The organism is Nostoc sp., from assembly GCF_036917815.1.
Classification (GTDB): domain Bacteria; phylum Cyanobacteriota; class Cyanobacteriia; order Cyanobacteriales; family Nostocaceae; genus Nostoc.
The window spans coordinates 60108-83821 of record NZ_JBALEK010000051.1 but is presented as its reverse complement, the minus strand read 5'-3'; the positions used below and the strand labels follow the sequence as shown (position 1 = coordinate 83821).

Below are 23714 nucleotides of genomic sequence, written 5' to 3'. Positions count from 1 at the left end.
ATGCCCAATGCCCTTAATTATTGGAGATATCATGTTATGCCCCACAATCTGACCATTTCCAGTTCAGATATCATTCACAGTCTTAAACTATCCTGTCAGATCCCTGATGTTGTGGAAGCGATCGCATCCCAAAGCATTATTGCTGAAGCGGCTGAAGCGGCAGGAATTACAGTCACACCAGAAGAAGTACAGCAAGAAGGAGATGAATTAAGGTTCGCCAAGAAGCTTGTTAAAGCTAAAGATACCTGGACATGGCTAGAAAAACACCACCTGTCTGTGAATGAGTTTGACGAATTAGCCTACAACAATATCCTTTCGCGCAAGCTAGCGAATCATTTATTTTCCCATCAACTCGAAAAACACTTTTATGAACACCAACTAGAATATATCGCCGCCGTTACCTATGAAGTCGTCTTCGAGGATCGAGACTTGGCTTTAGAGCTTTTTTATGCCCTAGAAGAAGGCGAAATCAATTTTCCAGAAATCGCTCGTTTATATATCTCAGAACCAGAACTCCGGCGTGCTTATGGATATCAAGGACTCCGATACCGCAAAGATTTTCGTCCAGAGATTGCGGCGGCTGTATTTGCTGCTGCACCACCAGAAGCTCTCAAACCGATTACTACACCCAAGGGAGTGCATTTAATTTGGGTGGAAGAAGTCATTCAACCTCAATTAGATGAAGAGTTGCGCCAAAAAATCATTACAGAATCATTTGCTGATTGGTTAAAGCAACAAATCAACGCCATGAAAATAGTTACTCAGATAGACTCAGACGGTTCGCAGGAGGAATTACTAGATATGTTATTCACCAAGAGTAAATAAGTTTTGAAATTGCCAATGTTTTTGTAGCTCACTATTTCCCCTGATTTACAGTAGATGTCTTTAATCTTCAAAAACATTGTGGATGCAGGTATTGTTGACCTAAAAACTTAATATTTTTTCTTTTTTAGTGTTTTGTAAATACATTTGCAAAGTGCTATTTTGCGTGATTAATAAATTAAATTAAATCGCTATAACTCTTGCTAGGCAGCAATAATTGTAATTACTGCTTAAATTTGTCATAGACTTTTTCTGATTTCAATTAATACTATATATAATGATTATTGAACTTAGATGTATTAGTTTTTCTAATAGAAAATTCCTCAAAAAAGCATTGACTTTCTTGAGAAATGAACTATATTAAGTATGTAAGCAACAAAAACAAGTTGGTTGCAAGAAACATTCCAAAAGAAACTTACAAATTTTAGGAGAAACTCAAATGATCATTTCTGATCTTAACTACTTGGAAAATACCTCTGAAGAAGTTATTGGTGGTATTACTATTCTTGGTATTGTTTTCCCCAACACAGGTAGCTCTGCTGCTGCTGGTGCAACTGCTTCCGCAACCGGCGGCAACACTAACATCGCTTATACCCTTACTGACGCTACCACCGCTCTTAACTCTGCTAGCGCTAGCTCAGTAAGCGTTGCTTATACAAGTAAGTAGTAATAATTAAACTCTACTCACAAAAAGTATTAACTTCTGCAAGTAGAGTCAGGCTCGGAAGCCTAGTCTATTCGTAAATCGCCGAAGGCTCTTTGCTCATTTGAGCCTTCGGCTTTTACCCAAAATACATCATTTTCTCTCAAAAAACTGTTTTCGCAATAAATTTTTACAATATTTAGTTCTCAACCCAGGTTACAGTCCGTGCTGTTTGCCCAAGCGGAATTGAAACTCTGGTTTAGTAGTCATAAGTAAAACACTTTCCTGTAGCTGTAAGCTTCTCGTAGACCCCCGAAAGGTAGAGAAGGGTGAAATTCCTTGATGATATCCAGTCGATTTTAACCAAATTCAGTTATAAGTTTCAAAAACTTAAGTTCCTTGCAGATATAGGAACAAAAGATATATTAAATAAAATATTATCCATAAATAAAAGCGATCCAAGCTCGAATGACACCAAGTTAAAACACAGCCCTTGCCCTGAGTCGTTCTCAGGCTACAGGTTAGGAACAAGCCAACACCGAATTTGGGGTTATCTTAGTGTTATTTAATACAATATACTAAACTTATTTATGGTGATTGTGAATTTTGAATTCGGAGCAAAGCGACGTGACCACAATTCCTGATGCTCTCCAGCTGGCTGTTCAATATCAACGAGCCAAGCGCTTCACCCAGGCCGAAGAGGTTTATCGTCAAATTATAGACGAAAATCCCAAGCAGTCAGAGGCATTATATGGATTAGGTATGCTGGCGCAGCAGCAGGAAAAATATCAAAATGCAGAACAATTTTTTCAAGCAGCCCTGCAATTAGAGCCAGAAGCAGCGGCAATACACAATAGCTTGGGGTTTACTCTACAACAACAGGGTAAACTAGATGAAGCGATCGCCTGTTATGAAAAAGCACTGGAAATTCTCCCCGACTGGATAGAAGTGCAAATCAACATCAATAATACTCTCCACATTCAAGAAAAGCTGTCACCAGAAGAACAAGTCCGCTACGCAGACTTAAATCAGCAGTTTGCTTTAGGTAGACACCAAGCAGGCGATTTCAAGTTTGCAGAGTTATATTATCGCCAAGCTATTGCATTGCAGCCAGATTTGGTAGAAGCTCATAATAATTTAGGAGAGGTACTCCAAAAACAAGGGCGATTAAATGATGCTCTCAAATGTTACCAACAAGCAATAAAAATTAATCCAGACTATGCCTACGCCTATCACAACTTAGGGTATTTTTTCCAGGAAAAAGGCAAATTTGAGCAAGCAATAGTAGCTTATGAAAAAGCTTTAAGCATTCAACCTGATTTAGTAATCACCCATAACAACTTGGGAAATCTTCTGAAGGCACAAAATAGATTTGATGCTGCCATAGAATCCTATCAACAAGCTATTAAAATTCGACCTGATATTGATTACATCTATTACAACTTAGGAACAGTATTTAGAGATAATAACAAAATAGAAGCAGCAATTCAGGCATTTGAACAAGCCGTTAAAGTTACACCAAACTATGCTATGGCTAAATTTGGTGCTTGTATCAGCCAACTGCCAATTATCTATTCTAGTGCTGATGAAATTGCATTTAGACGAAATCAGTATCAACACCATTTGCAAAACTTAGCTAAATATTACGAATTAACTAATCAGGAAGAACGGGCAAAAGCATCTGATGCTGTGGGAACATTGCAGCCTTTTTATTTGGCATATCAAGGCTTAAATGACCGAGATTTACAGCAAACTTATGGGGAAATGATTTTCCAGATTATGTCGAGTCGCTATCCCCAAGATCGCCAGCCGCTTGTTCTGCCAAATTTAGATAAAAATCAAAAGGTTCGTATTGGTATTGTCTCTGGGTTTTTATCTAGTCATTCTAATTGGAAAATCCCTATTAAAGGTTGGGTAGAAAATATAGATCGAAGTGAGTTTGAATTATTTGGTTATTACACTGGCATCAGAACAGATCATTCAACAATTAGTGCCACCAAAGCTTTCGATAAATTTGTCCAAGGTGTTCGCTCAATTGAACAATGGTATGAGGTAATCACAAAAGATAAATTACATATCCTGATTTTCCCAGAATTTGGGATGGACTTAATGGCAATCAAACTGGGTTGTCTGAGATTAGCGCCAATTCAAATGACATCTTGGGGACACCCTGATACCAGTGGACTGCCGACAATTGACTATTACTTGAGCAGCGAATTGATGGAACCAGAAAATGCTCAAGAACATTATACAGAAAAGTTAGTTAGATTACCCAATCTATCTATTCATTACATACCTTTAGCAATTGAACCCGAAGAAATTAAGAAGCCAGATATAGGTTTAAAAGACGATGATATTTTCTTCTGGTGTTGTCAGTCATTGTATAAATATTTGCCCAATCATGATGATGTTTTTCCCTCTATCGCTAAAGAGTTAGGGAATTCTAAATTTGTGTTTATTAAAAACCAAAGTGAAGAGATTACGGAAGTATTTCGCCAGCGCCTAAACCATGCTTTTGCAGCATTAGGGTTGGATTATGAAAATCACTGTTTGTTTTTGTCTTCCCTCAATGACAGGAAGTTTGCTGGGACTACAGCCTTAGCAGACATCTTCTTAGATAGTATTGGTTGGTCTGGATGCAACTCTACCCTCGAATCTATTGCTCATAATATTCCCGTTGTCACTTTACCAGGAGAACTGATGCGGGGACGGCATTCTCTGGCAATTTTGAAGATGATGGGTGTACAAGAAACCATCGCTTCAAATAAAGCAGAATATGTACAAATCGCCATCCGTCTGGGGAAAGATGCTAAATATCGGCAATATATTTCCCAGCAAGTTGCAGAAAACAAACATAAATTATATGGCGATTTAAAGCCAGTCAGAGCGCTAGAAGATTTTCTTTTGCAGCTGGTTAATAAACCAAGACAATTTAACGCCGAAGAAGTTGCTGAACTCTTTCAACTTGCAGTTCAACATCATCGAGCTAATCGCCTAGACGAAGCTGAACAGCTATATCGTCAGGTGATAGCAAAACAACCAGACTATTCAGAAGCGTTATACGCTTTAGGGATGCTGGCACAGCATAAAGGTGAATTACAGGAAGCCCAAAAGCATTTGAGTGCAGCTTCGCAAGTTCAGCCTAACTCTGTGAAAATTTGGTTTAGTTTAGGCAATTTGCTTCAAGCTCAAGGACAGTTACCAGAAGCTGAAGCAGCCTACCAAAAAGCTATTGTTTTGCGACCCGATGCAGGGACAATTTACAATAATTTGGGCTACACCTTGCAACAACAAAGTAAGTGGTCAGAAGCCATCGCATCCTATCAAAAAGCTCTGGAGTTTCAGCCCAACTGCACAGAAGCAGAAGTCAATTTAGGGAATGCGCTTTTTGCCCAAGGGAAGCTTTCGCCAGAGAAACAAGCCTATTATGCTGATTTGAATCATCAGCTAGGTGTTATCCGCAAACAAGCAGGTGATTGGCAAACGGCTGTTGTTTACTATCGAACTGCGATCGCACTACAGCCCGATTTGGTAGAAGCTCATTATAACTTGGGGGTGATACTGCAAGAACAAGGACAGATAAAAGACACGTAGGACTAGACCATCGTAGACATCGCTTGCTATGAAAAAACGTTGGAATTCAATCCCCAACACCAGGAAGCCAACATGAATTTAGGACATATTTACCAAACCCAGCACCACGAAATTATCCAATTTAACTCACTAAAAATTCGTTTTTAAATAGGTCTATAATATGTCAAAAAACCAAAAATACAATTAACAAAAGGAGGCGCGGAAAATATGCCCTTAGCAATTTTCGATCAAGTTAAAGAATTCATCATCAGAATAGTCAAAGACGAAGATTTTCGCACTCAATTAATGAGTGATAAAATCGATGAGGTGATAAAAGTCATGGAAGAAGGTGGCTATAATTTTTCTCAAGAAGAATTTGAAACAGCCTCCATTAAAATATTGGAATTAAAAGAATTAGGTCAGTTTGATGACCTCAGCGAAGCGGAATTAGTGGGAGCCTTTGGTGGGATCACAAGCACCCATAATGTAGTCGCTCAACCACTGTATGGTATTGTAGTCTCACCTCCCGAACAATGTACAAAACCGCCAATTAAATGGATTCCCAGACCACTTCCCAAGCCATGTCCGCAACCACACCCCATATTCATATTAGAACATCCACCTGTACAAGGGGCGGCGGCATATGGAGGAGTAGTTATCGGACCAAAAATTGATTTGCCCTAGAGACCTATTAAGTTTAAATTGATGGTGGACTTTAGTCCTTATTTTCTAAGCACTAAAGTCCTGACTACAAACTCTTCATAACTAGCTTGACGAAGTAGTAGAAATCAAGGCTATTTGATCCTATTTTTAAGGCAGACATTATGAATATTTTTTTGTGGAGGGAGAATAAAATTTAGCAACTAATCTAACCCTGAAAAATTTCCATTTTGTGAGTATCAATCCCTATGAATAAAACCTGACATTTTAGAATGAAATAGCCTTGCTTATAACCTGACTTTTTCAAAACTTGGTGAAAGTTGATAATTAGACCTTAACCTATGACATATCACCGCAAAAGCTACGCAGTTTGGGAAATTACCTTAAAATGCAATTTAGCTTGTAGTCACTGTGGTTCCCGCGCCGGACATGAGCGTACCAAAGAACTCTCCACAGAGGAAGCTTTCGATCTTGTCAAACAGATGGCAGAAGTTGGAATTAAAGAAGTTACCCTGATTGGTGGTGAGGCATTTCTGCGTCCAGACTGGCTAGAAATTGCCAAAGCAATCAATGAGGCAGGGATGTTATGTGGTATGACTACCGGCGGCTATGGCATTTCGTTAGAAACCGCTCACAAAATGAAGGAAGCGGGAATTCGCACTGTCTCTGTTTCCATTGATGGCTTGGAAGCAACTCATGACCAGCTGCGGGGAAGAAAAGGCTCTTGGAAATATGCATTTAAAACCATGAGTCATCTAAGAGAAGTGGGTATTTCCTTTGGTTGCAACACCCAAATTAACCGCTTGTCAGCGCCAGAGTTTCCCCACATCTATGAGTCTATTCGTGATGCGGGTGCCCGTGCTTGGCAAATTCAGCTGACTGTGCCTATGGGGAATGCAGCTGACAACGCAGACATGCTTCTCCAACCCCATGAACTGTTAGATATCTACCCCATGCTCGCCCGTGTGGCGCGTCGTGCTTACCAAGAAGGTGTGCAACTTCAGGCGGGAAATAATATTGGTTACTACGGCCCTTATGAACGACTGTTGCGGGGACGGGGAAAGGAGGATGAATTCTCATTTTGGCAAGGTTGCGGTGCAGGACTCTCCACCTTGGGAATTGAAGCTGACGGAGCGATTAAAGGTTGTCCCTCACTGCCGACTACTGCCTATACAGGTGGTAATATTCGAGAACATGCCTTGCATGATATTATCGAAAGTGCAGAAGAACTACGCTTCAATCTAGGAGCAGGAACACCTGAAGGCACAAAACACCTGTGGGGTTTCTGTAAAACTTGCGAATACGCTGAACTTTGTCGTGGGGGTTGCAGTTGGACTGCCCATGTTTTCTTTGATAAGAGAGGTAATAATCCTTACTGTCATCATCGCGCTCTTGCTCATGCAAAAGAATCTATGAGAGAGCGTGTGGTTCCCAAAGTAAAGGCGCAAGGTTTGCCATTTGATAATGGCGAATTTGAGCTAATTGTCGAGCCTACAGATACTCTCTTGCCAGCAAACGACCCATTACACTTTACTGCTGACAGCATTCAGTGGTCAGAAAGTTGGCAGCAAGAACCCGAATTTTATTATTCTTTAGTGAGATAATAAATCATGGCAGAAAATGCAGAAGATACCACAATTTCAGAGAAAAAAACTGACCTTGAGTCATCACCATCTCCAGAATTAGAGGAAATCCCCCTGCTTCCACGTTCAGCTTGGAATAGTCAATTAGGCTATTTAAAAGCGCTGTTAAAAGCAAAGCAAGTCCTAGATAAAAGCTGACAGTTTTATATCAATTATGAGAGTTTTAGATCGTAAGTTACGAGTTGAAGGAGGCAGGAGGGAGGAGGTTTTACCTCAGTTGGGGATTCAAACCCCTCCTGAAAAAGCAGCCCCAAATTGAAAATTTAGAGTTCTTGTCTTAAACCCTTGCTCCATCTGGTCGCTGGCTGTTACAGAGGGCAGTTTTCCTCCTGCCCTCTGTAACAGCCCTCTGCCTCCAACATCCAGGGTAAATACTTTGCATAGACTTGCCCATTCAATTGTTCACTAACAAAATCAACGGAGATTTTTTATGTCATCACAAGCTAGCCTTTACGCTCCAAACTTAGTTTTTCCTAGTGTCTTTCGCAATTTCTATAATACTCCTGCTCCCAATCCTAATCCCACTCCTAATTTTGTTACCGCTCAATCGGATACTACTTTTTCCAACTATAGTCAAAACCCTTCAGGATTTTTGACTGATGCCGAGACCAGCACATTAGTTAACGGTGGTGTGGCTTCTGCTATTGCTAATGCTCAAGGGAGTTTTAAGAGTGACCCAAGTTTTTCATCACTCTTCACTAGCGCTAGTATCGTTGCATCAGATGCTCCAGTTACAAGTAATTCCAGCAGCGAAACAAAAGTACTTGCTAGTTTTGCCGTTGACGCTAATCAAAACTTCTCTTTTGATTTTTCAGCATCTTTAGGTGAGACAGCTAAAGAAATTGAAGATCCCAACGCTGAATATAACCAAGCTCAGTCTCAAACCGCTTTTTTGGTGTTAGATACCACAAATCCCGATAATCCCGTACTATTAGATTATTTTGGTCTCCAGGGTACCTTAATCTCCTCTCAGAACAAGGCAAAGTTGACCTTTGGTAGTAGTTCCAATGTGACGATTGACTCTCGCAATAAAAGTTCTGATGTTAATGGTAACAATGGTACTGACTTCCTCAATGGTAGTGCTGTTGGGACTTATCAACAGAATTTTAATAGCAATACCAACATAACGGTAGTTGAAATTAATACTAGTAACGTTGAATTGGCACAAGATCCTTTAATCGGTAACTTAGGTCGAGGTGTTACCTATGGCACGATTCGAAACGATAATCTGAATGGTACTTTCGGTAATGACAATATTTATGGCAGCTTAGGTAATGATACAATCAATGGTGGCTATGGTAATGATACACTCAATGGTGGACTTGGTAATGATGTCTTGATTGGTGGACCTGGTAATGATGTCTTGATTGGTGGCGGTGGTAATGACACATTTCTTTTCAAAAAATCCGATGTCGCCTTGGCGAATAACTATGACGTGATTCAAGATTTCCAGGCTGGTGATAAGATTGTATTGAATGGCTGGACTTCTGGTAGTCTAAATATAACAGATACCAACAATGGTGCTCTCATCCAGTTAGGTAATAATTCTTTGTTCAATTCAAAACAAGAAACAATACAAGTTTCAGGCGTGAGTTCCAGTCTAGTTAATCAAGCAATACAGTTTACATAGGGCTAATCGCTCGATAGTAAAACTACTTCTATCCCAGGTGATTCCCCCCTTAAGAAGCTACCGTGTATACACCGTAGCCTTAAAAAGGGGGAATATACGAAATATGTTCTATTTATAACTATGAATCCTCCAAATATTTCAGAATCTAAAGTTAAATCTCTTATTCAAATCGCGGTGCAGAAGCATCAGTCAGTTTCAGGAGATGAAGCTGATTCTCTATATAAAACAGAAGTGGCTGAAATCCTGCAACTAGCAGTTCAACATCAACGAGCCAACCGTTTAGTGGAAGCTGAACTGCTATATATTCAAGTTCTGGAAAAACAACCTAACCAACCCGAAGCTTTATATAGTTTAGGGATGTTAGCGCAGCAGATGGGGCAACCAGAAACTGCTGAACAGTGGCTAAGTGTGGCTTCGGAAGTTCAACCTGATTCTGTTAAGACTTGGTTTAGTTTAGGTAATTTGCGTTTAGTTCAGGAACAGTTTTCACAAGCAGAGAAAGCTTACCGTCAAGCTCTAGTCCTACGACCTGACTCACTGCCAATTTACAACAACTTGGGTTATGCTCTGCAACAACAAGGATTATTTGACGAAGCGATTAACTACTATGAAAAAGCTTTAGAGTTAAAGCCAGACTTTATAGAAGCAGAGGCGAGTTTGGGCAATACGCTGCACGCTCAAGGGAAGCTTTCGGGCGAGCAACAATTGCACTATGCACAATTGAACAATAAATTGGGTGTTGCCCGGAAAAAAGCTCTTGATTTGAAAACTGCTGTTACTTATTACAAGCAAGCGATCGCACTCCAGCCAGATTTGCTAGAAGCTTATTATAACCTGGCGTTGGCGCTGCAAGAACAAGGGGAGTTTGAAGAGGCGATCGCATCCCATCAAAAAGTTTTGGAACTTAATGCCAACTACGGAGAATTTTACTTCAACGTCGGCAAAATTTACCAACAGCAAAACCAATTCCAGAAAGCAGTTTCTGCCTATCGACAAGGGTTAAAGCTGATTAATCCCCACTATGCCAAAGCCGTAGCAGCTAGCGAGGATGCTGAAATTCCTCAACAACTACCAGTCACACCGACAATTCCCCAAGGGGAGGTAATTGTTGGGCAATATAGCTTTCCGACTATTCCGAAAGTAGCGGATGATACAGTCAAGCGGCCTTTCTGGAGTGTGGTGGTAACTGTGTATAACCGCACAGACTATCTACTCGAATGTCTTGCCAGTGTGTTGGCACAATGGCAAGGAGAAGAGCAGATGGAAATCATCGTCATGCACGATGCTACGACAACGCCAGTATTTGAAGTGGTGAATAGTATTGGAAAAGGAATAATCCACTACTATCGCAATCCGCAAAATCTTGGTCTGCCAGGAAATTGGAATGCCGGAATTGCTCTAACTCGCGGTCATTGGGTTCATTTACTGCACGACGATGATTATATTCTCCCAGGTTTTTATTCCCGACTGCAAGAAAGTCTAGAAGGGTGTTCCGATTCTGTAGGAGCCGCTTGTACGGGTTATCAAAATATTAACGAGAAAGGGGAAGTAATTTTTTGCCAACAAGTCTATGGAGAGCGAGGGATTGCCCAAAATTGGCTGCAACGCATTGGAGTTAGTAACTCATTAAATATGCCTGCGGTGGTGATTCGTCGAGAAGCCCACGAACAATTGGGCGTATATCATCCCGAATTGACCTATACAAGTGATTGGGAAGTCTATAAACGCATTGCCTCTGTTTACGATTGGTGGTATGAACCAGAAATTTTAGCTCGTTACCGCGAACATGCTAACAATGTTACCACCGAACTTTTACTCACTGGGAAGCAGATGGTATCCATCCGCCGGGCAATTGAAATATCAGAGAGTTATTTTCCCACTGAACACTCGGCAAAGATTACGACCCAATCCCGGAGTTATCATTTTCTTTATTCTCTAGAATTGGCCCTAATTCCCCTACGGGCTGGGAATATGACTGGAGTTTGGCAAGGGTTAGAAGAGTCTCTAAAAATAGATCGTAGCCCCGAAGCAGTGGCAAAGTTATTTAGTTGGTTAACACGGGAAGAAGCAGCTCCTCTGCGTGATGAAATTGCCTCAAGGTTCATCTCACTTCCTTTATGAAGTCTCCTTTAGCAGAAAGCAAAAATTTTCGAGTTTTGGACTGAAAAACTATGTCAATTAATCAGGTAGAGCATCCTACTATAAATACTTCATCTTTTGAGCCACAAAATCGACAAGACGGTATCAGTGGTCTGATGCGAGTTCGCAATGAAGAAGAATTTTTGACCCCAGTGATCGAATCTTGGATTGATTATGTAGATGAATTGGTAATTGTATTTCATCAGTGTACAGACAAGACTCCACAAATAATAGAGGCATTTGCACAAAAATATCCTCATAAAATACGGGCTTTTCATTACTTACCCCACGTCTATTCATTTTGTACAAAAGAACAAGTGGAATTGGATGTAAACAACATTCATTCTTTTGTCTTTTATTCTAACTTTGGTCTGAGTCAGACGCGATATAAAACATGCGTTTATATTGACGGCGATCAAGTGGGGATTACTGAACATTTAAAAAGTATCTATAATTATTTAAAGAAAAATCCTCTCCAAAATACAGCCTTATTTTTTTCAGGAGTAAATTTATATCAATGTCCAGATGATCCCAACTACTACACAAATTTAAAATCTCCTGCTGCTGGCGATGGAGATGTGGCATATTGGACAGTTTCACCGCAAAACATTTTTGATAAAAATGCCAAACTTGCATTCTGTGAGGCGATTCATTTTGAAGGACTGACACATTATTATTTAGGTTTTATTTTCTGGCACGCCAATCCATTAAAAAAGAACATATATTCGAGCAATGGCGCCACAAAATTGGATGGAGAGCTTTTAGAAAAACTGAATAATATAGAGTTCAGAAAGAGAGATATACAATTAGTTTTGTTATCTCCAAAATTTAAGCAGGAAAATAAAGATTTTCAAAATGTTGCTATACAAAAGTTTCCATTGTATTTTGATTTCGCTTCTCTGCCTGATGTTATAGCCCTAGAGTCAAAGCTAGTAGAAACATATAATAACTTGGGTTACACCTTGGAACAAGAAGGCAAGTTTGACGAAGCAGTTACTTGCTATCAAAAAGCCTTAGAACTTCAGCCCAACTGCCTCGAAGCAGATGTCAACTTAGGCAACGCTCTCAACGCGCAAGGTAAATTATCAAAAGATCAACAAACGCACTACGCCGATTTAAATCAAAAATTGGGACTTTACCGCACAAGAGCAGGAGATTTCAAGAGAGCTATTAATTACTACCGTCAAGCGATCGCTCTTAGCCCAGACTTGCCAGAGGTGTATTATAACTTAGGCAAGATCCTGCAAGAACAAGGTCAGTGGTCAGAAGCGATCGCATCCTATCACCAAGCCCTAAAACTCAATCCCCAAAACTGGGAAATCTACAACCGTTTGGGTCAGATTTACCAAGCTCAAAACAATTTCACAGAGGCGGTTTCTGTCTATCGTCAGGGATTAACTTTACTCAATCCCCACTATGCAAAAGCGGTAGCCCCTTACCAAAATGCTGCCATCACCCAAGAAATCCTCGTTACTCCCCCCATTCCCCAAAGTGAGGTGACTGTTGGCGACTATCAGTTTCCAGCGATTCCACCTGTAACACATCCAGAGAAACCCCGACCATTTTGGACTGTGGTGATTCCGGCATATAACCGCACCAATTATCTCCTTGAATGTCTGGCTAGCATCTTGGTGCAATGGCCTGGGGCAGAGCAGATGGAAATTCTGGTGATAGATAATGCCAGTACACCACCGTTGTTTGATATAGTGAATAGTATTGGAGGAGGAGTAATCCGCTACTATCGCAATCAAGAAAATATTGGTGGAGCCAGAAATTATAACACCGGAATTGCCCTGAGTCGTGGTCACTGGGTGCATGTCCTCCATGATGATGACTGTGTACTTCCAGGTTTTTATGAACGCCTCCAGCAAAGTCTTGCAACTTGCCCAGATTCAGTTGGGGTTGGTTGTACAGGTTTTGAATATATTAACGAAAAAGGAGAAGCGCTCAACACTGGGGAAGTAGTTTCGTTGTATGGAGAAAACAGGGGCATCATGGCAGATTGGCTATCCCATATTGGTGTCTGTGGTTTAGTAACCGTACCTGCAATGGTCATTCGTCGAACAGCTCACGAACGGTTAGGGGGGTATTACCCGGAGTTAACTGAAATTGCTGACTGGGAAATCTTTAAACGCTTTGCCTCTAGTTACGATTGGTGGTACGAACCAGGAATTTTGGCGCGTTACCGCGAACATACCCAAAAAATGACACCTGAAAATTGGCTTTCTGGAAAAATGCCGAAAGCTATTCGGCGTGCCATTGAAATTTCTGATACCTATTTTCCCATTGAGCATCGGGCAAAGATTACCGCCAACGCTCGCAGCCAAAATTTCAACTATTGTCTGACACGGGCAGTGATTCCTCTCCAGGTGGGCAATATCACCGGGGCTTTGTCTGTACTCCAAGAGTCCCTCAAAATAGATCGCTCCCCGCAAGCAGTAGCAAAGTTATTCGCTTGGTTGACTCAAGATGAAGCCGCCCCCCTACGAGAAGAAATCATTGGTAAATTGCTATAGGACTCATATTTGATTTTTGAACAAAACTCAGTACACCTTTATTCCTTCTTCCCAGTCCCCAGCGATGCACTGAGCTTGTCGAAGTGTCCCCAGTCCCTTACCTCTACGAGTGATTCAGAAATCAAATCGGATTGCTATATCAGTACCTGTAGATAAGACCCAAGACAATAATTCCGACTGAATTAAAATCCCCACAAACTGCGATCGCACCATAGGATATGAAAATACTTGTAACTGGAACTGAAGGTTATATTGGCTCGTTATTAGCTCCCCTCTTAATCCAACAAGGTCATGAAGTTATTGGTTTAGATACAGGCTTTTATAAAGTAGGTTGGCTATATAACGGCACCACGGTAACCGCCAAAACCCTCAACAAAGACATCCGCCACATCACAACAGAAGACCTCCAAGGCGTGGAAGCAGTCGTTCATCTGGCAGAACTCTCTAACGACCCTTTAGGTCAGTTAGCCCCTGATATCACCTACGATATCAACCACAAAGGCTCAGTACATTTAGCGAAACTAGCGAAAGCAGCTGGAATCCAACGCTTTGTCTATACTTCATCATGCAGTGTCTATGGTTTTGCCACAGAAGACTACGTTACCGAAGAGTCTACTATCAATCCCCAAACAGCTTATGCCAAATGCAAAGCACTTGTCGAACAGGATGTGAAACTCCTTGCTGATGATGGCTTTTCTCCCACCTTTCTCCGAAATGCCACAGCCTATGGAGCTTCTGGGAGAATGCGCTTTGATATTGTCTTAAACAATCTAGCAGGTTGGGCATGGACAATTAAAGAAATCAAGATGAACAGCGACGGTACACCTTGGCGTCCCCTAGTTCATCTGTTGGATATCTGCAAAGCAATTAGCTGTACCTTAGAAGCTCCGCGCGATCTAATTCACAACCAAATTTTCAATGTCGGTGATACAAATAGCAACTATCAAGTCAAACAAATTGCTCAGATAGTTGCAGATGTCTTTACAGATTGTCAATTGAGCTTTGGTAAACACGATCCTGACAACCGTAGCTATCGGGTTTTATTTAATAAAATTAACCAAACCTTACCAGGATTCAAATGTGAATGGGATGCCCAGCGCGGTGCCCAACAACTCTATAATGTCTTCCAGCAAATTGATCTGGATAGAGAAACATTTGAATCTAGAGGGTTTACTCGGCTGAAACAACTGGAGTATCTCATTCGCACTCAGCAAATCGATCAAGATTTCTTCTGGCGAACTGTTTAAATAAAAAATATAAATTATGAATTTCCCAAAACCAACAAATAATCAACCAATAACTGGTAACTGTATGTTCTGTGGGACAGGGTTGCAGCATACCTTCGTAGATTTAGGTATGTCTCCTCCCTGCGAAAGCTATCGCAGTCTCAAACAACTCAATGAAGTAGAGCCTTTTTATCCTCTCCATGTCTATGTTTGCGAGGAGTGTTTGTTAGTTCAACTCCAAGAATACATTAGCCCAGAAAATATTTTTAGCGACTATGCTTATTTCTCTTCTTACTCTGATAGCTGGTTGCAACACGCCAAAAGTTATGTTGATTTGGTAATAGAGCGTTTCCAATTAAACCAGGAAAGTCAGGTAATAGAAATTGCCAGCAATGACGGCTACTTGCTGCAATACTTTGTTGGCAAAGACATCCCAGCGCTAGGAATAGAGCCAGCAGCAAATGTTGCTGAGGTAGCAATTAAAAAAGGCATTCCGACAGTTGTCAAATTTTTTGGACAGGAGACAGCACAAGAACAAGTTGTTAAGGGCAAACAGGCAGATTTATTACTAGGGAATAACGTCCTAGCCCACACACCATATCTCAATGATTTTGTCAAAGGAATGAAAATTATCCTCAAACCGCATGGTGTAATTACTATGGAATTTCCCCACCTGATGCGGTTAATGGAGGAAAATCAGTTTGATACTATTTACCATGAGCATTTCTCTTACTTTTCTTTCCTCACCGTAGAAAAGATTTTTGCGGCTCACGGCTTGACAATTTTTGATGTAGAAGAATTAACTACTCATGGCGGTTCTTTGAGAATTTATGCCCGCCACAACGAAGACTCTTTTAAACCCGTTAGCCAGCAAGTATCAGAACTGAAATATAGAGAAGAAGCGGCTGGATTTACGCAATTAGAATACTATTTTTCCTTTGGTGAACAAGTTAAAGAAACCAAACGCCAGTTATTAGATTTCTTGATCAAAGTTAAGCGAGAGGGAAAATCCATTGTCGGTTATGGCGCTCCAGGTAAGGGAAATACTCTCTTAAACTATTGTGGTATCCGTACAGATTTTATTGACTATACAGTAGACCGTAACCCTTACAAACAAGGTCAATTTTTACCAGGAACTCATATTCCGATTTTTCATCCAGACAAAATTACCGAAACAAAGCCTGATTATGTACTAATTTTGCCCTGGAATCTGAAAAATGAAATTATGGCACAAATAGCTTACATTCGAGATTGGGGAGGTCAATTTGTTGTGCCAATTCCTGAAATTAATGTCTACTCTTAAACATTTAATATTTTTTCACCATTAAAAAGGGGAAGTAAGATGAAAGTAGTTTTATTTTGCGGTGGTTTAGGAACCAGAATGAGGGAGTATTCAGAAAGTATTCCTAAGCCAATGGTGAATATTGGTTATAGACCAATATTATGGCATATAATGAAATACTATGCTCACTATGGTCACAAAGATTTTATCTTATGTCTTGGTTATAAGGCTGACCTAATTAAAAGCTATTTTTTGAATTACAATGAATGGCTTTCTAATAACTTTAGCCTTTCCAATGGGAGCAAAATTCAGTTATTTAATCGGGATATTCAAGATTGGAATATCACATTTGTAGATACAGGATTAACTGCCAATATTGGACAAAGATTCAAGGCAGTAGAAAAGTATCTAGAAGGAGAAGAAGTATTTTTAGCTAACTACAGTGACGGTTTGACAGACTTGCATCTACCAACGTATATTAATGATTTTTATCAGCGTGATAAAATCGGTAGTTTTTTGTGTGTCAGACCAAGCCAAAGTTTTCACCTAGTTGACATGTACGAGGATGGTTTGGTAAGGGATATCAAAGATGTCAAACAACGTGATATTTGGATTAATGGAGGATATTTTATCTTTAAAAAAGAGATTTTTAACTATATTAATCGTGGCGAAGAACTTGTCCTTGAACCTTTCCAAAGACTGATTGCTAAAAAAGAACTTTTCGCGTATAAATACACTGGCTTTTTTGGGGTAATGGATACGTTTAAAGAGAAGCAACAGTTAGATGATATGTATGCTCAAGGCGAAAGACCTTGGGAGGTATGGGGAGATGAACAACTAGAAGTCAGCTATATATAGGACTACTATTTGATTTTCAAAAAGATACGTAGGGTGTGTTAGCGACAGCGTAACGCACTAAATCCTTACGAATGGTGCGTTAGGATGAAATCCGTAACGCACCCTACAGTACCTAATTTTGTTCAAAAATCAAATAGGAATCCTATATGATCCAACTTAGCTTGAATAAGACAGAAGAATCTGAGTACAAAATTCTTTGTCTCGGTTCTCATTGCGATGATATAGAGATTGGTTGTGGAGGCACAATCTTAAAGCTGATAGAGAATTATCAACATGTTGTCGTCTATTGGGTTGTCTTTAGTTCCAACGAAGAAAGAGCGCCGGAAGCAACAGCAAGTGCCAGTCTTTTCTTAAAAGAAATCCCGGAAAAGAAAATTATCATTAAAAATTTTCGAGATGGTTTTCTACCTTTTCAAGGGATAGAGGTGAAGGAATGCTTTGAGCAGTTGAAGCAAGAATTTTCACCAGATATCATCTTTACTCATCACCGAGACGATCGCCACCAAGATCACCGCTTAATTTCTGAGTTTACTTGGAATACCTTTAGAAATGATTTAATTTTAGAATATGAAATACCCAAATATGATGGTGATTTGGGTATTCCTAATTTCTTTGTCCATTTAGATGAGGCACTTTGTCGCCGAAAAATTCAATATATTTTGGATGCATTTCCTACCCAAAATAATAAGCAGTGGTTTACAGAAGAGACTTTTCGTTCTATTCTCAGAATTCGGGGCATTGAATCAAATTCACCGAGTAAGTATGCTGAGGCCTTTTACTGTCGAAAAATATTTTTCTAAAAAATTAGATTTTATTTTGCAAATTCATGATATTCACTGAAACTAAAATAAAAGATGCATTTATTGTTGATTTAGAGTTACACCGAGATATTCGGGGCTTTTTTGCTCGGAGTTTCTGTAGGCAGGAATTTGAAGATCGTGGTTTAAAGCCGACTATTGCCCAATGCAACTTATCTTTTAACTATAAAAAAGGAACGTTGCGGGGCATGCATTATCAAATACCTCCTTCTCAAGAAACAAAATTGGTGCGTTGTATCCGGGGAGCTATTTATGATGTAATAATCGATTTGCGTCCAGAATCTCCTAGCTATTTAGCTCATATTGGTATAGAGTTGACTGCTGAAAATCGCCTTGCTCTCTATATTCCAGATATGTGCGCTCATGGGTTCCAAACGCTCACTGACGAAACCGAAGTGACTTATCAAATGGGTGACTTCTACACCCCAGAATATGCCGATGGCTATCGTTATGATGACCCAGCTTTCAATATTGAATGGCCTCTACCTGTGAGTGAAATATCTGATAAAGATAGAAATTGGGCTTTATTTAACTCACTTGCAATCTAAAAAATGATCAGTAAATTCACTAACAAAATTGTTGTGGTGACGGGAGCGAGTAGCGGTATTGGTAAAGCGATCGCTTTAGAAATGGCGGCACAAGATGCTGTATTGTGTTTAGTGGGGCGTGCTTTAGAGCCACTCTTAGCGATCGCTCACACTATTCAGCAGACTTCACCCAGATCCAAAAGCTATCAGGTTGATCTGGCACAGGATGAAGACATTCAGAAACTCATAGTCTCTATTGGGCAAGATTTTGGGCAAGTTGATATCCTGATTCACAACGCTGGTATTTTCTCAATGGGTGCGATTGCAACTACCCCCGTTGCAGAATTCGACCAACAATATCGTACTAATGTCCGCGCTCCTTACTTGCTGACTCAAGCTTTGCTACCCATGCTCAAAATCCAACATGGTCAAATTGTGTTTATCAATTCATCTGTGGGCTTGAGGGCAAGTGCTAATGTAGGCCATTATGCAGCAACCAAACACGCCCTAAAAGCGATCGCTGATAGTCTTAGAGAAGAAGTTAATATTGACCAAATACGTGTGATTAGTGTGTTTCCTGGGCGGACTGCAACTCCTATGCAAGCAAAAATTCACGAGATGGAGGGTAAAATTTATCACCCGGAACGCCTAATACAACCAGAAGATGTAGCAAGTGTAGTCATCAATGCACTTAGCTTGCCTCCCACTACTGAAGTTACTGATATCAGCATCCGCCCATTTACCAAACCCCTACTTTCTGAAAATTTAAAATAGCTGAAAATATATGAATGTTAGTAGTATAAAAATATGCTCAGAGCAAATTGCTCAGGAAATTTATCAACTAGTTTATCAGCTATATCCTATTTGCCGGAGTATTACAGGTAATGGTTTTAGAGAAACTCTGAAAGTTCTCCAGCAGCATATTCCTTTATCAGTTCACGAAGTGCCGACAGGAACTGAGGTATTTGATTGGACAGTTCCAAGAGAATGGAATATTAAAGATGCCTATATTAAAAACTCTCAAGGTAAGAAGATTGTAGATTTTGCTAACTCGAATCTACACGTTGTTAATTATAGTATTCCAATACATCAAAAGCTATCTCTTCAAGAACTAAAATCACATCTATTTACACTTGTTGATTATCCTAATTGGATTCCTTACCGAACTTCATATTACAAGGAAAGTTGGGGCTTTTGCCTCAGTCACAATCAGTATTTACAACTAGAAGATGAAGAATATGAAGTATGTATTGATTCTTCCCTGGAACCAGGTTATCTGAGTTATGGCGAGTATTTCATCCCTGGAAAAAGTAGTGATGAAGTCTTAATTTCTTGCCATGCTTGTCATCCTTCACTTTGTAATGATAATCTTTCGGGAATTGCGATCGCTACTTTTATCGCTAAATATTTAAGTCAAACTACACCAAAATATTCCTATCGATTTCTCTGGATTCCCGGAACCATTGGCTCAATTACATGGTTGGCTCTCAACGAGGCGAAAGTCAATAATATTAAGCATGGTTTGGTATTAACTTGTTTGGGAGATTCAGGTAACTTTACTTACAAAAAAAGCCGTAGAGGTGACACTGAAATCGATAAAGTTGCTGCTTATGTACTCAAAAGCTCAAAACAAGATTACAAAATTATAGATTTTTTCCCTTATGGCTATGATGAGCGACAATATTGCTCACCTGGATTTAATTTAGCTGTAGGTTGCTTCATGCGATCGCCTCATGGTAGTTTTCCTGAATATCACACTTCAGCAGATAATTTAAATTTTGTTCAACCCCAATATCTTGCCGAGTCATTCTCTCAATGTAATTCGATATTGTATATCCTCAACAATAACGAAGTATACTACAACAAAAATCCCAAATGTGAGCCACAGTTAGGTAAAAGAGGAATATATCGGGCAGCTGGTGGTAACAAAGATAGCGGGCTAAATGAAATGGCAATCTTATGGGTTTTAAATTTATCTGATGGCCACCATACTCTCCTAGATATTGCCGAAAAGTCGGGAATGTCATTTGATGTGATTATTTCTGCTGCCAATACATTATTAGCACATGACTTGTTGAAGAAGAATTGAGAAGTCAGAATTCAGTATCGGAGCCGGAGACGCTCCGCTAGATAAGTGATTTTTTGTAGGATTTATTGAAGTATTAAGGTATGAAATTTTGAAGTGCGGAATGTAAGCTTCGCTCGTAATTGACTTGTTTTTAGCCGGACATGATATCATTTCCGTATAATATAGTTATGATTCCCACAGTCATTGCACCCCACCCCCAACCCCTAAGAGCTCTTCGGGAGGGGAGACAAAGCGTAGCTTTGGCGGGGTGGGGTTCTTCGGGTTTAATAAGTAATCAAGCGGACATGATATGATTTGTTCCTCCTGCCTTCTACTTCAATATCGGGACTGATTGTTTGGCACCCCAGCACAAGTTAAAGATGGTTGTACATGGGCTGGTTGAGCCGCAATTAATTCAATTTTGCCCTGGGCGTTGCGATACCAGGAAGTAGCTTGGACAAGAATCTCTGGGGATTGAGTTATTTGGGTATTCACCTGACTTGTTTTGCGGTAATCTGATAAATCTCGTATATCGTCCCAGGTGCGTAGGCGTAGCCCGTCGTAGACATCGCTCCCAATTTGCTGCGTTGGATTTTGCGATATGCCACCGCGTCCCGTTGCCACAAAACTACTGCCTTGATTGTTGGCGCAGCCTGTGGCAATTTGCTGCGATGGATCAACTAAATTGACTGGGAGTTGCATCAACCCGGAATTGGGATTAACATCAGGGCTAGTAATTTGCACATTCCCGTTAACTCCAAATTTTGAACTGGCAGTAATATCGTTTTCGGAAGTAAGTTGAGGCCGATATTTGAGACCAAAGATCCCCTGAGTGGTAATTTGAATATTGCCACCCTTACCCTCAAAAGCATTGGCAATAATATCGCTATTTTCTAATCCGATGATGAAGGGAGCATTAATGGTGATGTTGCCACCATTGCCACTGCCGCCTGCTTCTGTGGTGATCGTACTGCCATGACGAAGCAAGAGGATGTTTGCAACATCTAAATTGATATCGCCACCTTGTCCAGAGGCAGTAGTTGCCTGAATCCGACCGTTATCCAAAGAAACTTCATTTGCTTGGATACTTAATTCTCCAGCGTTACCCGTGCCAGAATTGGCAAGGTTCACGTAGCCATGATCGCGGACTGTGAGGCTGTTTGTGGTGATGCTCAACTTACCTGCATTGCCCGTAGGAGCATCCGGTAAACCATAAAATTGCCTAGTAGTCTTATCTGTAATGGGTGCGCTAGCAGCGATCGCAGAAGGTAAGATATTCTTCCCTTCGATCAAAATGTCATTTGCCTGGACAGTTAATGTGCCTCCATTGCCTGTAGATTGGGTGATTGTGCTGATTGATGCACCATCTTGGATGAGCAAGTGATTGGTTTTAATTTTCACATCCCCAGCTGCACCATTGCCTAATGTGTTGCTTCCCAGAACAGTCGGAGCTTTGGTGAACTGATTTATCCCAGTGATGCTGAGGCGATCTGCCACATTCACGGTGACGTTGCCACCATTTCCTAAATTATTGGACTGTTTGGCGTCACCAAATATGCCAAACACTGGCAGAGTACTTGTTGACAAGATGGCTCCAGCTTCTAGTGTCAACTTTGGCGTAGTCACAGACACATTGCCTCCATTACCGGAGCCTGTAGTAAAGTTACCGATACCGCTAATGACGGTTGGTGAGATTGGATATGCACCCACCATGTCTATGGCTTGTCGTGCCACTACCGTTAGATCGCCCGCATTGCCGGCACCTGTCCCAGGTATTCCCGCGATCCGAACAGAAGCGGCGAAAATTTCCCCTCCATCTAAAAGGTGCAATGTCCCTGTTGAGACATCGATATTGCCGCCATTGCCAACCCATGATGTGTAAGCACCAATTCCACTAGCACTGAAACTGATCCGACTAGCCCCGATCGCGGTAATATCTTCTGCGACATTGACAAAGACATTTCCACCACGCCCAGTAGCCCCAGGAAAAACAGTTGTTAAAATTCCACCACTTTCCTTAAGAGTCACTTGCCGCGCCCCTACAGTGATATCTCCCCCGGCTCCTGATGCGTAAGTTTCACTGCTAATGCGGCTACTACTACTCCCAGTCGGTGCTAAGGGAGATTTCAGAGGAATAGTACCACTGGCGGTAATAGTATCTGCTCGTACTTCCACCTTACCTGCTGCCCCCGCGCCCAGGCTCAGGGTTTCAATCGCTGCCCCATCCTGCAAAGTCAACTGGCCTGCTTGAATATTCACTGCTCCGCCGTTTCCCGTCGCTTTCTGGGCCACCTGATTGACAATCCAAGCGCTGGGAGCTTGAGCATTGGCATTTACTCCACCCAACCAGAGCGATCGCGCGGCATTGACTGTAATACTTCCCCCCTGTCTACTACCCGTAGTTGCGGCGGCAATTTGAGATTGGTTTAAGGTGATATCCCGTCCGACAACTTGAATCCCCCCGGTAGAATTGCCGATGGGGTCGGGATTCCAGAGGGAGGAGCGGTTTGTGAAGCTGATATCCCGCAGTTCTTGGGCTTGGGCATATCCCAACTGCCAACCTGCCGGGCTGGGTGTCAGGCTGACAGTACCAGCACCCACTGCACCCACCTCAATCCGTCCAATGGGAGCAGTAATCACGCCGCCGTCAAAATTGACATCGCCGCCCACAAGGGCGATCGTTTGTCCAGGAGTTGCCACAATTCCCAAGTTGCTGGTGGGAACTATACCATCATTACCCTTTCCTTGCACTTGAATCGAACCGGGCATTTGACCCAATTGCAGTCCAACAGGTACACTGATTGTCAACAGAGGAGATGTTGTATTTGTGGCGTTAAATTTAAACCCGTCAGCAAATACTACACTGTTGGCAGTGGTGGCAATAAATGACCCCCCAATATTTAGGCTGGCATTAGGACCGAAGATAATTCCACTGGGATTCAGTAAAAATAGATTGACGGGATTGGTGCTATTGAGTGTCCGAATTAATCCATCAATGTTGGAAACACTACCTCCTGTCACCCGGCTGAAGATCGTGGAGATGTTGGGGGTGTTGATTAAATTAAAGGTGGCCGAACCACCTGTGGGAACAGAAAATTGTTGAAAACTGTGAAACAGGTTACTGCCTGCGGCACTGCCATTAGTGATGCTAAAGTTGTTGCCAGTTTGGGAGATAGTGGTGTTGAGTGTGCCATCTGAGGTGATTTGAGCGTTAGCAGAACCGCACCAGAGGAAGATCCCAACTGTCAAAATTCCATTAACCAAATCCCAAAAAATAGAGGGTGCTTTCATCGCTCGGTTTCCAGCAAT

Annotated in this window: 17 protein-coding genes; 16 read left to right on the top strand and 1 reads right to left on the bottom strand. The window is 41.1% G+C overall.

Going from position 1 to position 23714, the window contains the following annotated elements; all coding sequences use genetic code 11:
- Window positions 1–36 precede the first annotated feature (36 nt).
- The 16 genes from V7K97_RS15165 (at window position 37) to V7K97_RS15090 (ending at window position 20426) form a co-directional block, all read left to right on the top strand.
- Window positions 37–825 (top strand): peptidylprolyl isomerase, encoded by a 789-nt coding sequence (locus tag V7K97_RS15165; RefSeq protein ID WP_334801859.1) that lies wholly within the window; start codon window positions 37–39, stop codon window positions 823–825.
- Between the two features lie 436 nt (window positions 826–1261).
- The gene (locus V7K97_RS15160) at window positions 1262–1489 is read left to right on the top strand and encodes a hypothetical protein (RefSeq protein ID WP_334801858.1); all 228 of its coding nucleotides are present in this window, start codon (window positions 1262–1264) and stop codon (window positions 1487–1489) included.
- Between the two features lie 603 nt (window positions 1490–2092).
- Window positions 2093–5059, top strand: a complete 2967-nt coding sequence (locus V7K97_RS15155) for a tetratricopeptide repeat protein (RefSeq protein WP_334801857.1) — start codon at window positions 2093–2095, stop codon at window positions 5057–5059.
- Between the two features lie 207 nt (window positions 5060–5266).
- The gene (locus V7K97_RS15150) at window positions 5267–5722 is read left to right on the top strand and encodes a Nif11-like leader peptide family RiPP precursor (RefSeq protein ID WP_334801856.1); all 456 of its coding nucleotides are present in this window, start codon (window positions 5267–5269) and stop codon (window positions 5720–5722) included.
- Between the two features lie 317 nt (window positions 5723–6039).
- Window positions 6040–7302 (top strand): nif11-class peptide radical SAM maturase 3, encoded by a 1263-nt coding sequence (locus V7K97_RS15145; RefSeq protein ID WP_334801855.1) that lies wholly within the window; start codon window positions 6040–6042, stop codon window positions 7300–7302.
- A 6-nt stretch (window positions 7303–7308) separates the two neighbouring features.
- The gene (locus V7K97_RS15140; RefSeq protein ID WP_334801854.1) at window positions 7309–7479 is read left to right on the top strand and encodes a hypothetical protein; all 171 of its coding nucleotides are present in this window, start codon (window positions 7309–7311) and stop codon (window positions 7477–7479) included.
- A 292-nt stretch (window positions 7480–7771) separates the two neighbouring features.
- Window positions 7772–8971: a calcium-binding protein gene (locus V7K97_RS15135; RefSeq protein ID WP_334801853.1), complete on the top strand. Its 1200-nt coding sequence runs from the start codon at window positions 7772–7774 to the stop codon at window positions 8969–8971.
- Between the two features lie 120 nt (window positions 8972–9091).
- Window positions 9092–11092, top strand: a complete 2001-nt coding sequence (locus V7K97_RS15130) for a tetratricopeptide repeat protein (protein ID WP_334801852.1) — start codon at window positions 9092–9094, stop codon at window positions 11090–11092.
- Window positions 11093–11142: 50 nt separating this feature from the next.
- Window positions 11143–13626, top strand: a complete 2484-nt coding sequence (locus V7K97_RS15125; RefSeq protein ID WP_334801851.1) for a tetratricopeptide repeat protein — start codon at window positions 11143–11145, stop codon at window positions 13624–13626.
- A gap of 218 nt (window positions 13627–13844) precedes the next feature.
- Complete coding sequence (locus V7K97_RS15120) at window positions 13845–14873, top strand: NAD-dependent epimerase/dehydratase family protein (protein WP_334801850.1); 1029 nt, start codon at window positions 13845–13847, stop codon at window positions 14871–14873.
- A 16-nt stretch (window positions 14874–14889) separates the two neighbouring features.
- On the top strand, window positions 14890–16155 hold the full coding sequence (locus tag V7K97_RS15115) for a class I SAM-dependent methyltransferase (RefSeq protein WP_334801849.1): 1266 nt from the start codon (window positions 14890–14892) through the stop codon (window positions 16153–16155).
- A 39-nt stretch (window positions 16156–16194) separates the two neighbouring features.
- Complete coding sequence (locus tag V7K97_RS15110; protein WP_334801848.1) at window positions 16195–16992, top strand: sugar phosphate nucleotidyltransferase; 798 nt, start codon at window positions 16195–16197, stop codon at window positions 16990–16992.
- Between the two features lie 146 nt (window positions 16993–17138).
- Window positions 17139–17792: a PIG-L deacetylase family protein gene (locus V7K97_RS15105; RefSeq protein ID WP_334801847.1), complete on the top strand. Its 654-nt coding sequence runs from the start codon at window positions 17139–17141 to the stop codon at window positions 17790–17792.
- 26 nt (window positions 17793–17818) lie between these two features.
- Window positions 17819–18358: a dTDP-4-dehydrorhamnose 3,5-epimerase gene (gene rfbC, locus V7K97_RS15100; protein ID WP_334801846.1), complete on the top strand. Its 540-nt coding sequence runs from the start codon at window positions 17819–17821 to the stop codon at window positions 18356–18358.
- Window positions 18359–18361: 3 nt separating this feature from the next.
- Window positions 18362–19111 (top strand): SDR family oxidoreductase, encoded by a 750-nt coding sequence (locus tag V7K97_RS15095; protein WP_334801845.1) that lies wholly within the window; start codon window positions 18362–18364, stop codon window positions 19109–19111.
- Window positions 19112–19121: 10 nt separating this feature from the next.
- A complete protein-coding gene (locus V7K97_RS15090) occupies window positions 19122–20426 on the top strand; it encodes a DUF4910 domain-containing protein (protein ID WP_334801844.1) in 1305 nt (434 codons plus the stop codon).
- 315 nt (window positions 20427–20741) lie between these two features.
- On the opposite strand, the gene V7K97_RS15085 is transcribed toward V7K97_RS15090, so the two are convergent.
- Window positions 20742–23696, bottom strand: a complete 2955-nt coding sequence (locus V7K97_RS15085; RefSeq protein ID WP_334801843.1) for an S-layer family protein — start codon at window positions 23694–23696, stop codon at window positions 20742–20744.
- Window positions 23697–23714: the final 18 nt, after the last annotated feature.